Origin of the sequence: Campylobacter concisus (assembly GCF_003048875.2) — a bacterium.
GTDB lineage: Bacteria > Campylobacterota > Campylobacteria > Campylobacterales > Campylobacteraceae > Campylobacter_A > Campylobacter_A concisus_AU.
This window is the reverse complement of record NZ_CP049264.1, coordinates 1,772,889-1,788,723: the sequence shown is the minus strand read 5'-3', so window position 1 is coordinate 1,788,723 and position 15,835 is coordinate 1,772,889. Positions and strand designations below refer to the sequence as shown.

17 protein-coding genes and 1 tRNA gene are annotated in these 15,835 nt (G+C 40.0%); 7 read left to right on the top strand and 11 right to left on the bottom strand.

The annotated features are described in order from the left end of the window. Positions 1-78: 78 nt before the first annotated feature. The 3 genes from CVT07_RS08870 to CVT07_RS08860 are packed head-to-tail and all read left to right on the top strand — an operon-like array spanning position 79 to position 3,322. Entirely contained in the window at positions 79-1,242 is a 1,164-nt protein-coding gene (locus tag CVT07_RS08870; RefSeq protein WP_107849815.1) for a cation:proton antiporter, read from the top strand. Between the two features lie 2 nt (positions 1,243-1,244). Beyond that, positions 1,245-2,522, top strand: coding sequence for a citrate synthase (locus CVT07_RS08865; RefSeq protein ID WP_021085366.1), 1,278 nt, complete (start codon positions 1,245-1,247; stop codon positions 2,520-2,522). Beyond that, positions 2,519-3,322 carry a 3'(2'),5'-bisphosphate nucleotidase CysQ family protein gene (locus CVT07_RS08860; protein ID WP_107936464.1) on the top strand — a complete coding sequence of 268 codons (804 nt, stop codon included), beginning with the start codon at positions 2,519-2,521 and terminating at the stop codon, positions 3,320-3,322. The genes CVT07_RS08865 and CVT07_RS08860 overlap by 4 nt, the downstream gene beginning before the upstream one ends. Positions 3,323-3,324: 2 nt before the next feature. On the opposite strand, the gene CVT07_RS08855 is transcribed toward CVT07_RS08860, so the two are convergent. The 8 genes from CVT07_RS08855 to CVT07_RS08820 are packed head-to-tail and all read right to left on the bottom strand — an operon-like array spanning position 3,325 to position 9,362. Further along, on the bottom strand, positions 3,325-3,789 hold the full coding sequence (locus CVT07_RS08855) for a damage-inducible protein (protein ID WP_107936466.1): 465 nt from the start codon (positions 3,787-3,789) through the stop codon (positions 3,325-3,327). 11 nt (positions 3,790-3,800) lie between these two features. Then, the gene (locus CVT07_RS08850; RefSeq protein ID WP_107936468.1) at positions 3,801-5,360 is read right to left on the bottom strand and encodes a class I SAM-dependent methyltransferase; all 1,560 of its coding nucleotides are present in this window, start codon (positions 5,358-5,360) and stop codon (positions 3,801-3,803) included. Positions 5,361-5,369: 9 nt separating this feature from the next. After that, a complete protein-coding gene (locus CVT07_RS08845; RefSeq protein ID WP_107936470.1) occupies positions 5,370-5,867 on the bottom strand; it encodes a redoxin family protein in 498 nt (165 codons plus the stop codon). A 36-nt stretch (positions 5,868-5,903) separates the two neighbouring features. Then, entirely contained in the window at positions 5,904-6,578 is a 675-nt protein-coding gene (gene modB, locus CVT07_RS08840) for a molybdate ABC transporter permease subunit (RefSeq protein WP_107936472.1), read from the bottom strand. After that, positions 6,578-7,435 carry a sulfate/molybdate ABC transporter ATP-binding protein gene (locus tag CVT07_RS08835; RefSeq protein WP_107936474.1) on the bottom strand — a complete coding sequence of 286 codons (858 nt, stop codon included), beginning with the start codon at positions 7,433-7,435 and terminating at the stop codon, positions 6,578-6,580. Before CVT07_RS08835 ends, modB begins: the two co-directional genes overlap by 1 nt. A gap of 2 nt (positions 7,436-7,437) precedes the next feature. Then, on the bottom strand, positions 7,438-7,827 hold the full coding sequence (locus tag CVT07_RS08830) for a TOBE domain-containing protein (RefSeq protein ID WP_107936476.1): 390 nt from the start codon (positions 7,825-7,827) through the stop codon (positions 7,438-7,440). Beyond that, positions 7,824-8,579, bottom strand: a complete 756-nt coding sequence (gene modA, locus CVT07_RS08825) for a molybdate ABC transporter substrate-binding protein (protein ID WP_107936477.1) — start codon at positions 8,577-8,579, stop codon at positions 7,824-7,826. The genes CVT07_RS08830 and modA overlap by 4 nt, the downstream gene beginning before the upstream one ends. Further along, positions 8,580-9,362 (bottom strand): TOBE domain-containing protein, encoded by a 783-nt coding sequence (locus CVT07_RS08820; RefSeq protein WP_103581455.1) that lies wholly within the window; start codon positions 9,360-9,362, stop codon positions 8,580-8,582. Between the two features lie 154 nt (positions 9,363-9,516). Here CVT07_RS08820 and CVT07_RS08815 point away from each other — a divergent pair, with 154 nt between their 5' ends. From CVT07_RS08815 to CVT07_RS08805, 3 genes are read left to right on the top strand one after another with little or no spacing between them, the layout of a single operon-like run. Further along, complete coding sequence (locus CVT07_RS08815; RefSeq protein WP_087581413.1) at positions 9,517-10,227, top strand: MlaA family lipoprotein; 711 nt, start codon at positions 9,517-9,519, stop codon at positions 10,225-10,227. Between the two features lie 2 nt (positions 10,228-10,229). Beyond that, the gene (locus CVT07_RS08810; RefSeq protein ID WP_107936479.1) at positions 10,230-10,832 is read left to right on the top strand and encodes an ABC transporter substrate-binding protein; all 603 of its coding nucleotides are present in this window, start codon (positions 10,230-10,232) and stop codon (positions 10,830-10,832) included. After that, positions 10,832-13,282, top strand: a complete 2,451-nt coding sequence (locus CVT07_RS08805) for an efflux RND transporter permease subunit (protein WP_107936481.1) — start codon at positions 10,832-10,834, stop codon at positions 13,280-13,282. The genes CVT07_RS08810 and CVT07_RS08805 overlap by 1 nt, the downstream gene beginning before the upstream one ends. A 2-nt stretch (positions 13,283-13,284) precedes the next feature. Here the strand turns inward: CVT07_RS08805 and CVT07_RS08800 are convergent, their stop codons facing one another. Continuing rightward, on the bottom strand, positions 13,285-13,860 hold the full coding sequence (locus CVT07_RS08800) for a BON domain-containing protein (protein WP_103589888.1): 576 nt from the start codon (positions 13,858-13,860) through the stop codon (positions 13,285-13,287). Positions 13,861-13,935: 75 nt separating this feature from the next. Between CVT07_RS08800 and CVT07_RS08795 the strand changes: the two genes are divergently transcribed. Beyond that, positions 13,936-14,033, top strand: a tRNA-Sec gene (locus tag CVT07_RS08795). A 121-nt stretch (positions 14,034-14,154) separates the two neighbouring features. Here the strand turns inward: CVT07_RS08795 and CVT07_RS08790 are convergent. Beyond that, positions 14,155-14,496: a hypothetical protein gene (locus CVT07_RS08790; RefSeq protein ID WP_107936483.1), complete on the bottom strand. Its 342-nt coding sequence runs from the start codon at positions 14,494-14,496 to the stop codon at positions 14,155-14,157. A gap of 2 nt (positions 14,497-14,498) precedes the next feature. After that, the gene (locus CVT07_RS08785) at positions 14,499-15,821 is read right to left on the bottom strand and encodes an NFACT RNA binding domain-containing protein (protein ID WP_107936485.1); all 1,323 of its coding nucleotides are present in this window, start codon (positions 15,819-15,821) and stop codon (positions 14,499-14,501) included. Positions 15,822-15,835 lie beyond the last annotated feature (14 nt).

Below are 15,835 nucleotides of genomic sequence, written 5' to 3'. Positions count from 1 at the left end.
TGCCCAAATTTTGCTTAGCTTAATCAAAAAATAACAAAGCTTTTTATACAATCAGGCATTTTTATTTTAAGGATCTTTTTGCAGTTACACCAAGCAAGCGAGCTTAGCATCCTTGTCGTTTTGGCATTTATCGTCTTTGCTTCGCCTTATATTTCTAAAATTTTACGCATCCCAGTTGCGCCTGCTGAGATACTACTTGGAGCGGTTGCTGGCTACATCGGAGTTGTCGGCGAAAACGAGATGTTTAAGCTCATCAGCGAAGTTGGCTTTTTCTTTTTGATGTTTCTAGCTGGCATGGAGATCGATCTTAGGATGCTAATAAACATCGACCGTAAAATTTTGCGCCTTGGGCTCATCTATCTAGCGCTCATCTATGCTCTAGCCACGGCTTTGACGCTAGGACTTGAGCTTAGCCTGCTTTACATTATCATCATCCCGATAATGGCCGTTGGTATGGTATTTACGCTATTTAAGGAGTATGGCAAGCAGCAAGAGTGGCTAAATTTAAGCATGCTAATAGCAACTATCGGCGAGCTTTTAAGCATCACGCTTCTAACCTTTACCGCTGCTTACTTGCAGTTTGGAGCGAGCATAAATTTATGGCTAACGATTGGCTATTTGATCCTATTTTTGGCTATCAGCGTGCTTAGCTTTAAAATTTTGGACGTGCTTTTTTGGTGGTATCCAGGGCTTAAAGTGGTGCTCATGCCGCACTACGACAAGGACGAGAAGGACATCAGGCTTTGCATTGCGGTATTTTTCACGATGATAGCTTTGATGCTCTATCTAAATTTAGAGGTTGCCTTTGGTGCGTTTATCGCAGGTATGTTTATCACGACATTTTTCGATCACAAAAAGGACTTGCCGCACAAGCTTTCAAGCTTTGGATTTGGCTTTTTGGTGCCGATATTTTTCATCCACATAGGCTCAACCTTTAAGCTTTCAAGCCTAGGATCTAGCGAAGTGATAAAGGATGCTATTTTTATATTTTTAGCGATGCTTGGCACGAGAGTTGTATCTAGTTTGCTCTTTTTGGGCAAGCTTGGCTTTAGAGGGATATTTTTATTTTCAGTTTCGCAGTCTATGCCGCTCACTCTTTTGATCGCAGTTGCTACTATCGCACACAAATCAGGCGAGATAAGTGACTATTCTTACTCATCTTTCATCCTAGCAAGCCTCGCACAAGCTATAATAGGAGCTATAATCATCAAAATTTTAATGCAATCAAAAAGCAAGGAGTAAAAATGTCATCAAATACAGCCACACTAATCGACAACCGAACTGGCAAAAGCTATGAATTTCCTATCCTAAAAGGCACGATGGGGCCAGACGTCATCGACATATCGACCTTCTTTAGCGACACTGGGATGTTTACCTTTGACAGAGGCTACACTTCAACTGCGATGTGCCGCTCAGCCATAACCTACATAGACGGCCTAAAGGGCGAGCTCATGTATAGGGGCTACGACATCGCCTATTTGGCTGAAAATAAGACATTTTTGGACGTTGCCTACCTGCTTTTAAACAAAGAGCTGCCAACGAACGAGCAATACAGGGGCTTTAAAGATGAGCTCAAAAAAAGGAGCTTCATACACGAGGGCATGATGAAGCTATTTGATGCATTTCCAGACAAAGCGCACCCTATGGCGATCTTGCAGGCAGCAGTCTCAGCGCTAAGTGCCTTTTACTCAGATCACCTAAATATGGACAAGCCTGAAGAGTATCACGAGATGGCTATGCGTATAATCGCCAAGATCCCAACGATCGCAGCCTTTAGCTACCGCTACTCACGCGGACTTCCTATTATATATCCAAATTTAGATCGTGGCTTTACTGAAAATTTCCTCTACATGATGAGGGGCTATCCATACGAGCACGTCGATCTTAAGCCTATCGAGATAAAGGCGCTTGACACGGTCTTTATGCTCCACGCTGACCACGAGCAAAACGCCTCGACGACTACCGTTAGGACTGTTGGCTCTACGCACGCGCACCCATACGCATGTATAAGCGCTGGTATCGGCGCTCTTTGGGGCTGGGCTCACGGTGGGGCAAACGAGGGCGTCATCCGCCAGCTTGAAGAGATCGGCTCGGTCGCAAACGTCGATAAATACATCGCTAGAGCAAAGGATAAGAACGATCCATTTAGGCTAATGGGCTTTGGTCACAGGGTCTATAAAAACTTCGACCCTCGCGCAAAGGTGCTTAAAAAGATGAGAGATCAGCTGATGGATGAGATCGGCATTAGCTCAGAGCTTATCAAGATCGCCAACCGCATCGAAGAGATCGCGCTAAATGACGACTACTTTGTAAGTAGAAATTTATATCCAAATGTTGATTTTCACTCAGGGCTCATCCTAAAAGCGCTTGGCATACCAAATAATATGTTTGCCGTCATTTTCGTGATCGGCAGGACGCCAGGCTGGATCAGCCAGTGGATCGAGCTAAAAGAGCAAGACACTATAAAGATCGTCCGTCCAAGACAGCTCTACGTCGGAGAGACAAACAGAACACCAAAATGAGCGAGCTTTTAAATTTAGCCATCAAGGCAGCCATCAGCGCTGGGGGTGAGATAATGAAATTTTACTCATCTAATGGCCAGGCGCTTAAAGTCTGCCTAAAAGATGACAGCTCGCCGCTAACTAGCGCTGACCTAGCGGCAAATGAGGTGATACTAAAAGAGCTAAGCAAAAGTGGGATAAAAATTTGCTCTGAAGAGAGCATCTTGCAAGAGAGTGACAAAGATGAGTTTTGGCTAGTTGATCCCCTTGATGGCACGAAAGAATTTTTAGCTAGAAATGGCGAATTTTGTGTTTGTATAGCGCTTATAAAAGAGGCTAGACCGGTGCTTGGCGTCATTTTTATCCCAGTTAGTAAAGAGCTTTTTTACGCTGATGAAAACGGCGCTTTTAAAGAAATTTTAGGCACAAATGATGAGGTCGTAGAAAAACAAGATCTAAATGAAAAAGCTAAAAGCTTAAATAGCTTCATCTTTTCAAGCAGAAGAGGCGAGACGAAGAAGGTTGAACTTGTAAGAGATAGTTTAAATTTAGAGCAAAAATGCATCGGATCTGCCATTAAATTTTGCCGTTTAGCCGAGCTTGGCGGGATATATGTGAGATTTAGCCCAAGCTATCTTTGGGACAATGCTGCAGGCGAGGCGGTAGTGAAATTTAGCGGTGGCAAGGTCTTAAACGCTAGCGACAGATGCGAGCCAAGCTACAAGCTAGCGGATCTAAAAAGCCCATTTTACGTAGCTTTTGGCAAAAATGCTTTGAGTTTAGAGGATGAAGTTTTTAGGATTATAGAGCAGGGAAGATAAGGCTACTTGCAGCTTATCTCACCACTCATCTTTAAAAATGCGCTCTCGTTTTGCTCTAAAAATTTATTTGCCGCTTCTAAATCTTGAAATTTATCTTTTAGCCTGATCACTAAAGTGCCGCATTTTAGCTCTCTAGCTCGCTCCAAACTAGCATCAAAACTTTGCGCGAGATCATTTACGCTTTTTATCAAAAGATCGTTTTTACCTAGCTCTTTTACGCTAAATTTAGCGTGTCTCTCAGCTCTTACTACGCCAAGATAGTTTGCGACTTTGGCGTTACTTATGTAGATGAAAACTCCCTCACGCAAGTTGCTGCTAAATGCTACTGCATCATCTTGCTCAAGTATCTTTGCAAGCTCTTCGCCGCCGTAGTTTAGGCTGCTTTTAAGATTTAGATTTTTCACGCTTGGCTTGCTAGCACAACCTGTTAGAAATATACAAAATATAAGAGCAAAAAACTTTCTCATCGCTTAAATCTTTATTCTATCTCTTCAAATGCAAAACCAATGCTTAGAATTATGGATAGTCTTTTTACATACTCTTTTGCATGTACTGCAAGATGTTTTTGGTCTTTTTCATTTACAAGATTTAACTTGCCAGCTTTTATATTTTTTATCACCTTATTGACTATATCAGCTTCTGTATTTTTACCATTAAACTCAAGAATGATGTCAAAGTCTTCTTGCAAGAAGTTTGATTCACTAAAATTTAACTCATTAGCAAAAACAATATCTTTTTCGACCCCATTTTTAGAAAAATACCTCATGTAAGGTACAAGAGCTTCTTTTAATCTAGTCTTTCCGGGTTCATATTTGATATCTAAAAATTCTTTAGTTCCAACTATTGCCTCATCAAAAACACTTGAAAGCACTCTTATAAAAGCAGTATAGACATTGAGCTTATCTTCTGGTAAAACTTCTAAAATCTGAGAAAGGTTTATACTTGCTGGGTATATCTTATGAAATATTTCACAAAGCCATGATATATCATGTGGCATAGCCTTATCCTGGTTTGCACTAACCCACATATCACCGACTTTTTTAAAGTTTACAGCAACATTTATCTTTGCTATGTCGCTTGGCCCTATGTGTTTTTCTTTAACAAGCTCATAAGCTTCCTTATGCACTATTAGGCTCTGTCTAAAAGGCCTCATGTTTAATGTATCAAAAAATTGCTCACTTTGTATACGATCACCAAAATGCTTCTTCTTAAAATCATCAACAAGATTATTTCCAAAATCTGGCGCAAAAATATCATTAAGATCACTTTCGCAAAGATAAGCCAAATCAAATTTATCTATTTTGTTACAAAAATCTTTAAAATAAAATGGATCATTTATAACTTCTAAAAATTCATGAGCTATATAATTATCACTATTTTCAAGGATATTATCTATTTTAGATATAAGCGATTTTGCAGGTATAGCTTTTTCAAATGCCTCACTATCTCTATTTAATAGCACCTTCTTAAAGACCAAAAGTGCTTCTTTTGCTGATTGTAATTTATCTCTTATTCCTTCTTTTTTTTCTGCAGCAAGCAACATAAGATCACGTAATATATCCTTTACCTTCCAGCCTGGATAAGTGTTGTAAGATATAAATGCTACGCCGTTTTGGCTTAAATTTTCTCTTACGACCCTTAAAATAGCATCTTTTACAAAGTCAGGCACCCAGCTAAAGACGCCGTGAGCGATGATGTAGTCAAATTTCTCATCACTTTTAAACTCGCAGATGTCGCCGTGAATTAGCTCTAAATTTTGCAGTCCTATCTCTTTTACGATCTCTTTTCCGCGCCTTATTTGCTCGCCGCTAAGATCGATGCCAACTACTCTTGCGTTCTCGTTATTTACCGCAAATGGGATCAAATTTCCACCAAAACTGCAACCTATCTCCAAAACTTTTGCGTTTTTGCAAGGCGGTGGATTGATGCCAAGAAGTGTGGCGCAAGCCTCTAGTTTATAGGGCGATGACTGCGCAAATGCTGCTGATTTATATGTTAGCTCATCATAAGACTTTTCGATCTTGCTATTTTTGTCCATTTTCTATCCTTAGTAGTCTTCGTTTTTTATCTTCTCCAGCATATTTTTAGCGTCGTTTTCAGGTTCATCAACGATATATGCGCGCCTTATATTGCCACCTTTTATGATAAGTGTTTGACGAAAGTAAAATTTATGCCCATTTGAAGCTGCAAATACCGGTAGTTCAAGTGCGCGCTCTAGCATAAACTCGCTATCGTTTAAAAACATCACGCCAGTTGCGGTCTCTTCTTCAAATTTCTTCTGAGCTGCGATATCTTGGGAGCCAATAGCTACTACCATAAAGCCAAGATCGTTAAATTCTTTAAGAAGTTTTTTGTAGTTTATCGCTTGCTTCGTGCAGCCCTTCATGCCAGCAGTCATTTGCAGCTGCTCGCTTAAAAGCTCAAAGTCCTCACCTATCTTTGGATAGATAAAAACTACACAGTCGTGGGTCCTTGCAAAGGCTGAAAAGTCAAATTCTTTACCGTCTAAAGTCCTTAAATAGATGCTTGTAGGCACTTTTATCATGTTTTGTCCTTTAAAAATTTTATCTATTATATATCTTTAAGCTTTTTTAGAATTTAAAAAATAGACGATAAAAAGGACGAAAAAGCTGATTATTAGCATCAAAAGAGCGTAGATGTGAGCTTTGGTATAGTCAAGCATCTCAACCGCCTCAAATATCGCGATACTAGCGACCTTGCTCTCGCCAGCCACGCTGCCACCTATCATCAAAACCACGCCAAACTCGCCCATCGTATGAGCAAAACTAACAACGATCGCGGTTAGTAAGTTTGATCTGATACTTGGCAAGATCACTCTAAAAATGGTCGTGAGCTTGCTTTTTCCAAGGCTGTAGCTCGCCTCAAAAAGGCTCTTTTTTAGGCTATTTAGCCCAGCATAAATAGGCCCAAACATAAATGGCAGCGAGTAGATGCAGCTTGCTACAACAAGGCCCGTGAAGTTAAAAACTAGCCTCACGCCAAAGAGCTCTTCGATAAATTTGCCAAAAAATGAGTAAGGCGAGAGAAAAATGAGCAGATAAAAGCCAAGAACGCTTGGTGGCAGCACCAAAGGCAGCGAGATGATGGACTCTAAAAATGCCTTACCAAAGAATTTCTTTTGCGACATAAAGTAAGCAAGCCCTACGCAGAAGAAAAATAGGATAAAGGTCGTGATAAAAGAGAGTTTTAGCGAGAGCCAAAACGGCTCGAAATCAATATTTGCTAGCTCGTTCATCATGCTTTTACCAAATTTACGCCAAAGGCTTTTGTACTAACCACCACCGTGTCACCAGCTCTTAGCCCACTAGCTTCTGCGCTACTTAGCACGACCTCGCAAATTTGGCGGTTTATTAGCACATTTGCTACAAAAATAGCGTCACGTTTTTTGATCTCTAAGACCTTAGCGTTAAATGCAAATTTCTGCGATCCAGCACTTTTTAAAAATATCTCGCTCGCACTGCCAGACCTTGAAATTTTGCCATTTTCAAGGACAAAAACCTTGCTGCAAAGCTTGTAAATTTCAGCTATGTCGTGACTTACTAATATAACACTCATCTTAAACTCATCGTGAAGTGCTAGCAAATAGTCTTGCAGCTTCTCGCGCATGGCGTTATCTAGGGCGCTTAGTGGCTCATCTAGCAGTAAAATTTCTGGCTTTCTCATCACCGCACGAGCGAGTGCCACGCGCTGCTTTTGACCACCTGAGAGGGTGCTAATTTTCGCGTTTTTTAGGCTCTTTAGCTCGCAAATTTCAAGTAGTTTGTTTGCTAAATTTTTATCATTATTTGCAAAAAGCAAATTTTTAAAGACGTTCATATTTTCAAAAAGGGCGTAGTCTTGAAACAAAAAGCCGATATTTCGCTTTTGCGGGGCTAAATTTGTCTTTTCGTCAAAAAATATCTTATCTCCAACCTTTATGACGCCACATTGCGGGACTTCAAAGCCAGCGATAAGCCTTAAAATCGTTGTTTTACCTCCGCCACTTGCTCCATAAAGTGCGACAAACTCGCCACTTTCAAAGGCAAGCTCGGCCTCAAGTATAAATTTACCGCCCCCGCCATTTAGCTCTTTTTTGCATGAAATTTCTATCATTTTTAAGCGCTTACGTGGATACTTGTTGATTTAACGTAGGCAAAAACCTGCTCGCCTACCGCTAAATTTAGCCCTTTTAGAGCGTGATCTGAGATGATCGCTTCAAAGAAAAACTGCTCACACTTTAGGCTAACGATGCTTAAAATTTCGCCGTGATTTATGCTAGCAACCTCGCATTTTAGCTCATTTTCAAGCGAACTAGCCTCAAGTCTAAGCCTTGATAAGATGATATCTGAACTTTTGAAATTTAAGCTCACCTCATCATTTAGAGCAAATTTGCTAGCCTCATTTAAGGCTAGCATATATAAATTTGTCCCTAAATTTAGGCACTCAAGCTCAAAAAAACTGACGCCATCTTTAGAAGAAATTTGAACGATCTTTGCTCTTATCATTTAGCTGGGACGTTATAACCAAATTTCTTGAAAATTTCTCTTGCCTTTTCGCCCAAGATAAACTCATAAAATGCCTTCGCATCAGCGTTGCCATCAGCATGTTTTAAGAGCACTATGCCTTGATCGATCGGAGTGTAGAGCTCTTGAGGCACGAAGATGTAGTTAGTGCCCTCTTTGTATTTTTCCATTTTTTTGTCAAATAATGCACTAGCAGCGATAAATCCAACATCTGAAGCGCTCAATGCTTGAGAAAGTGTCTCAGAAATTTTTTGAGCATAGACGATGTTTTTCTCTACTTCGTCATAAAGTTTTGCATTTTTAAGAGCCTCGATACTAGCCTTGCCGTAAGGTGCGGTCTCTGGGTTTGCTACCGAGATCGCTTTTAAGCCACGAACCACTTCGATGCCCTTTTTAAAGTCCACGTCTCTTATAGAAAAGATCGCCAAAGCGCCTTGTGCATAAACTTTTGGCGCAGCCACTGCAAAGCCTGTGTCGTATGCCTTTTGCGCAAAGCCCATATCGGCAGCCATGAAGATATCAGCTGGAGCTGAGTTTTGTATCTGCGTGACAAGGCCACCGCTTGCGCCAAGAGTTAGGTTGATCTTGGCGTCTGGATGAAGCTTATTAAACTCTTTTATAAGCTCAGGAAACGCATAAGTCGTGTTTGCTGCGGCATAGACATTTACCTCTGCGCCAAGTGCGTTTATGGCAAGCAGAGCTGCCACACATAGAAATTTAAAAACCTTTTTCATTTATACTCCTATAATGATTTGAGATGATTTAACTATGGCTAAAAGCGTGTCACCAACGCCTATTTGCATATCCATCGCGCTATCTTTTGTGATGATGGCAGTTAAAGTTTGCTCGTCGCTTAGTTTTAGCGTGACCTCGGCATTTACAGCGCCTATCTTTGCCTCGATGACCTCGCCTTTTAGCTGATTTTTAGTGCTTATTTTTATATCAAGATCTTTTGCAAGGATGACAGAGGGCGCTTTAAAGATGAAAACTACCTTTTGACCCACTTTTAGGCCTAAATTTTTCTCGCTCTCAACTGTTATAGTCGCTTCAAGCGTGTTTCCATTGCTTAGCTTTGCGGTGATCTCAGAATTTACAGCACCTCTGTTTATGCTGACGATCTCGCATGAGAGCTGGTTTCTCGCACTTAAATTCATACTCATTCTTTGTAAATTTATGATATCAACATCTTCAAAATCAACCTTTTGGCAAATTTTTTGTAAAAAGTCCTTTTGCGTCTCAAGGATGGCGTCGTAAATTTTTATCAGTTTTTTGGCGTATGGGCTAAGCTCTGAACCGCTATTTTTCTTGTTGCCATCAGCTCTTATGATGAGAGGCTTGCTGCTTTTGTTATTTATCGTATCTAAGCAGTCCCAAGCGTTTTTATATGATATGCCGACAACCTCAGCCGCTTTTGTGATACTTTTTGTCTCTTTTATCGCCTTAAGTAGCGCTATATGCTTTGCCAAAACCTGCGTATCTTCGCCTAGAAATAGCTCTAAATTTATATCTGCTTTCAAGATTTTAACCTCTAAATATATAATAATAATTTGCAAAGTATATCTAATTATATTAATTCACAAGCTTAAAATTACAAATTTTCTTTAATTTCTTGTAAAGTTTCAAGAGGATAAAATCAAGCTGTGTTTTATAAATAAATTTTAAGGTTTTATGATGAAATTTTTGCTCGCTATCTTTTGTAGCCTGCTTTTAGCCTGTGCAAGTGCTGACCTGAACGCAAACAGTGAAAAAGATGATTTTGACGTTGAATTTGAAGCAAAAAAAGATGTTTTTGACCCGCTTAGTGGCTATAACAGAGTGATGACAAATGTAAATGACTTTATCTACATAAACATGCTAACTCCAGTGGCAAAAGGCTACGCTTATGTCGTGCCAGCTACGGCTAGGACGATGGTTGCAAATTTCTTTGACAACCTCCTTTTCCCAGTGCGTTTTGTAAATAACTTGCTTCAGTTTAAATTTCAAAACGCCGGCGAGGAGACTTTGCGCTTTTTGGCAAATACAATAATTGGCTTTGGAGGGCTAACGGACGGGGCAAAATACTATGATCTAAAGGCTCACAACGAGGACTTTGGACAAACCCTTGGCTACTGGGGGCTAGGAAGCGGCTTTCACATCGTTTGGCCTTTGCTTGGACCATCAAATTTAAGAGATACTGGAGGCCTAGTTGGAGACTATTTTGCTGATCCTATCAGCTACGTTGATCCTATGCTTTTATCGGCTGGCATCAAGTCATATAGGGCGTTTAACAGCTTTTCACAAGACCCAACTGCTTATGAAAAACTACGCAAAGACGCGATCGATCTATATCCATTTTTACGCGATGCTTACGAGCAAAGACGCGACAAACTTATCAAGGAGTAAGTATGAAAATTTTAAAAGCTCTTGCAGCGATTTTACTTTTAGCGACTAGCCTTTTTGCCCTCTCAAAAGAGCAGATAAAGCCTGAGATAGAGGCAAAAACAACAAAGGTGATTGAAATTTTAAAAAATACAAATTTAGATAACAATGCAAAGACAAAAGAGATTTTTGCTCTGCTTGATCCACTATTTGACTACAAACAAATGGCAAAGATCAGCCTTGGCAAACGCTACAACAGCCTAAGTGCTGACGAGCAAGCTAAATTTGACGCAGCATTTGAGCAAAAGCTAAAAAGCTCATACATAAATAAACTCTTAGGCTACAAAGACCAACAGATCCACATCACTGGAGAGAGTGAGCCTCAAAAAAATAGATACTGGCTCACATCAGAGCTTCTAAATGACGGCAAAAACTATGAATTTGTCTATAAATTTTACGATGCAAAAGAGCGTGGCTGGCTCATTTACGACCTTGATATCGTTGGTGTGAGCATCATTCAAACTTATAGAAGTCAGTTTGGCGACGTGCTAAACAATGGCGATTTTAATACGCTTTTACAAAAACTAAACGAAGCGGTTTTGCCTGATCAAAACAAAACTAATCCTTAATGCGACAAATTTTTAAATTTATCATTGCCAAAAATAAGCTTGTTATCGCGCTTGTCCTGCTTTTAAGTGTTGTTTTTGGCTGCCTTAGCACAAAGCTTAGCATCGATGCTTCGGCTGAGACCTTGCTGCTTGAGCATGATCCAGATCTAAAAGCCTATAGGCAGATCGCAAAGCGCTACGACTCGCCAGGGCTTTTGGTGGTTGCTTTCACCCCAAAAGATGATCTTTTTTTACCTAAAAATTTAGAGCTTATTAAAAATTTGAGTGGCGAGCTAGCCAAAAACGATATGGTTAGCAGCGTCATCTCTATCTTAAATGTGCCACTTCTAAATAGCGTAAAAGGTGGCGTTACAGGCATCTTAGATCACACTCCAACACTAAGTGATAAAGATATAAATATCTCAAAAGCAAAGCTTGAGTTTGCAAAAAGTCCCATTTATAGCGGAAATTTGATAAGCAAAGATCTAAAAACCACAGCTATCGCACTAAATTTAAAGCAAGATGATAAATTTAACGAGCTTTTAAATGAGCGAAATTTACTTAGCCAAAAAGAGTCAAACGGCACTATCACGCAGGCTGAAAAAGAGAAATTTAAAGCGCTTTTAGCGGAGTTTAAAGCTTACCGAGATGAGCTTAGAAAGAGCGATCACAAAAACCTTGAAGCCATAAAGGCAGCCATCGCTAAATTTAACGCAAACGATGAGCTCTTTTTAGGCGGCGCAAACATGATCGCTGATGATATGATAGGCTTTATAAAGAGCGATCTTTTGGTTTATGGGCTAAGCGTTTTAGCGCTTCTTAGCTTTAGTTTGTGGCTATTTTTCAGGCAGATTAGATGGATCGTCTTGCCGATGTTTATCTGCGCGGTAAGTGCCATTTTTACGACTGGGATTTTTGGTATGTTTGGCTGGGAAGTGACGGTCATTAGCTCAAACTACATCGCACTTCAGCTAATTATCACCATTTCAACAGTCATTCACCTAGTCGTTAGCTACAGAGAATTTTACGCAAGGCACCCAAAATACAGCCAAAATCAGCTCATCTATCTGACACTTCGTGACAAATTTTCTCCATCTTTTTGGGCGATATTTACAACAGTCATTGGCTTTAGCTCACTAATGAGTGCCGATATAAAGCCAGTTATCATGCTTGGCATTATGATGAGTGCTGGCATTAGCGTTTCACTTGTGCTTGCGTTTTTGCTATTTGGCGCGATAAATGTAAATTTAAAGAAGCTTGCTCCTGTTAGGACATTTGAAAATAGCTTTAAATTTACAAAATACTGCGCAAATTTAGCCCTAAACTCAAGAAAGATCATCTACGCAGTTTGCGTGCTTGTTGTCTGCTTTGGCGTTTATGGCATCAGTAAGATAAAGGTCGAAAACAGCTTCATTGGCTACTTTAAAGAGAGCACGCAGATCCGCCAAGGCATGCAGGTCATCGACACAAAGCTTGGCGGCACGATCCCAGTTGATGTGATAGTGAAATTTAAAGAGAGCGAGCCAAAACAAGAAAAAACTGATGAAAAAGATGACTTTGAGAGTGAATTTGAAAACGACGCAAAGAGTGCGAAATACTGGTTTAACAGCTACCACACAAGAGTTGCAGAGAAAATTCACGACCATTTGATGCAGCAAAAATTTGTAGGCAACGTAAGCTCGCTTGCAACGCTTATAAAGGCGATAAAAGAGCTAAATAACGGCGTTAGTGATGATTTTTTGCTAGCTGCGATGTATGAGAAGCTACCACTTGAGTATAAAAATATCTTGTTAAATCCTTATGTAAGCGTCGAAAACGACGAGCTTAGATTTAGCCTAAGGATCGTTGATAGCGATCCAAAGCTTAGACGAAATTTATTTCTAAAAGAGCTTAGAGAAGGGCTTGCAGAGCTAACCAAAAACGATAACGTAAGCATCGAAGTTGTCGGCATGATGGTGCTTTATAATAACATGCTTCAAAATTTACTTAGCTCGCAGGTTGATACATTTGGACTAACGGTTGCGATACTTTTTGTCATATTTTGCTTTGTTTTTAGAAGTATCAAGCTAGCAACCATCGCCATTGTTTCAAATTTGATCCCGCTTTGCACGCTCTTTGGCGTGATGGGATTTTTTGGCATACCGCTTGATGTGATGAGCATTACGATAGCGGCCATTAGTATAGGTATCGGCGTTGATGATATCATCCACTACATCCACCGCTTCAAAGAGGAGCTGCTTACAAAGGACGTTTTTGAGAGCATCAAGGCTGCACACGCTAGCATCGGATACGCGATGTATTACACCTCATTTACCATTTTCCTTGGCTTTAGCGTGATGATAACTAGCAACTTTATACCGACAATTTATTTTGGCTTGCTAACTGATCTTGTTATGGTATTTATGCTGCTTGGTGCGCTCATCATCTTGCCAAGTCTGATAGCAAGCTTTGTGAAAAAGCGCGAGGTATAAATTTATTTGATAACTTTGATAAACGAATAGACATCAGCCACGCCATCAATGTGCTTAGCGTACCAAATGGCGTGCTTTTCTTGCTCGATGCTATCTACCACACCGCTAAAAACAACGTCACAGCCAACGATGCTAACACGCACATTTGTGCCCTCAACGACGCTATCTTTGAATAGATTTTGCTTTAAATTTGCAAGAATGCTTAGGCTATCGCACGGATACTCGCTCTTTTTTACCCTAAGATAGGTGTAAATTTTTCGCACTCCGTCCGTGCTTTTGGCAAGCTCAACTAGCTTATCTCCTAGCTCTTTGCTATCAACAAGCCCTATGAGATAGGCATCGCCGTAAAAGACCTCTATCTCGATGTCGATGTTGCTGAGCCCTTTTGAAAACAAAATTTTGCTTTGTAGCTTGCTTTGGATAAATTTATCACGAGAGATCGAGTAGATGCCGCGTTTATCGCGAGAAATGGAGTATGCGTCATATACATTTAGCGGCGCTGTTGCTGGGGTGAGGACTGAGGAGCAAGAGCTAAAAAATAAGACCAAAAATGCAAAAACGCTAAATTTAGAAATCATAAATCCTTTTGTAATTTTAAAAAGTTTATAGAAAATGGGCTAAAATTTATCTAAATCTGCTAAAATAACACGCACGGAGGATAAAGTAATCTGGTGATGCTCATGGGCTTCAAACCCGATGACTGGGCGGTTGACCGTCTGGTGGGGAGTTCGATTCTCTCATCCTCTCGCCACTTTTACTTCTTTTAATTTCTACTTTTTAATTATCTGTTTTTATGATTTTAGGCGCAGTTAGCTAGTAAATTTTAAAAATAATGGTTGCAAATTTAAACCATTGTCTTTAAATTTAAAAGTTTAAATTTTTATATCCAAAACGTGCGGTTCTTCGCTCTCTTCTTCGATATCAAGCTCGTCTTTTAAATTCTCTTCGTCTTTGGCTTTTGCATTTTGCTCTTCGTTCTCAAACTCGCTCGCCTCTTCTTCGCTTTTTTGACGCTCGTGCTCTTTTTCAGGGTCTATTTTATATGACTCCTCCATCGGACGCACCTCTTTGATCTCCTCATTTTGCTGGGTAGCTAGCTCAGATGCCATCAGCGCTTGCATGTCAAAGCGTGCTTGCTGGTTTGCATGCACCTGCGAGACGACTGGGGCGTTTTGGTTGATGAAGTTGCTGTTTCCTAAAGGTGTTACCGCCATTTTTAGCCTTTATTTATGATGATCGTTTTGTAGTTTGTGTAAGTGACATTTGCGCCATTTTCGCGCCTTAAATTTTCACGTTTAGTGTAATCCACCTCGTATCTGCCAGCCCCTTTTACGCTAAATTCCACGCAAAATTTAGCAGCCATCTCTAGCACGTCTTCTGGCACTTTGCTCTTGTTTGTTTTTATGATGACGTGAGCGCTTGGGGCGTCTTTTAGATGAAGCCAGATGTCATCTTTTTTGGCAAGATCAAGTAAATTTATATTGCCTTTTTCATTTCTGCCAACTAAAATTTTAAACTCTCTAATATAGAAAATTTCAGCATTTTCGCTCACATCTTTTATCTGTCTCTCTCTTTGTTTTGCCTTGTTTTTTGGGCTTAAAATTTCAAGCTCGTAAGCACTTTTAGCCTCTTTTAAAAGCGACTTTAGCCCTTCTAAAAACTCGATCTTTTCACTTAAATTTCTCTTTTCTATCTCCACTCCAAGGGCTTTTGCACGAAGTTTTTTTGATCTTGAGTAAAATTCATTTGCGCTATTTTTTGGCGTGTCGTTAAGAGTTAGTTTTATCTCATTGCCGTCAAAATCTTTCAGGCAAATTTCTCTCTCATAGCCCTTAAAATTTGCCAAATTTGCAAGCAAGAGCGTGCCGTAGTTTGCAAACTCCTCGCTCTTTTTCATAAGCTCATCTTTATCTTCAAGCGAGTTTAAAATTTCACTCATGTTATCTATCTTTTTTTGCACGCTAGCAAGCTTTGCCTCTTTTAAGCTAGCTATCCTAGCCTCATTTATCCTAGTGGCTTCACTTCTAAAAAATGCCTCAAAGTCAGTTATCGGCTCGCACGGCTTTTCTTTTATAGCGATGGCTGGCAGCTCTTTTAAAACCTCGCCAGTTTCTATCTTGCGGTAGCTATTATCGATGTGTCTTAGCGCCTCGATGATCACGTTATTTTCATCAGTTATCACAGCATTTGTAAAGCGGCCTGTAAATTCAAGATAGAGGATGAAATTTTCGCTTTTATATGAGCCACTTTGCGTGCAGGTAAATTTTAAAATTCTATTGTCTTTTAGGCACTCGACGCTTTTTATATGTGAGGCGTTAAAGCGCTTTTTTAGGACATTATCAAAGGGTGCTTGATAAATTTTCGCCTCTTTTAGCTCATCATCTTTGTAGATCGCTGAGTTTGACTTATTTAGATCAAAAATGATCTTTTCGCCGCTAAATTCGATAAGTATAGCCATGTCGCTTACGCGCTTTGCTTGGCTTATCTTTTTAAATTTCGATAGATAATCTGCTATTTGAACTAAATGTGCGTACTTCATGCGGGGATTATATC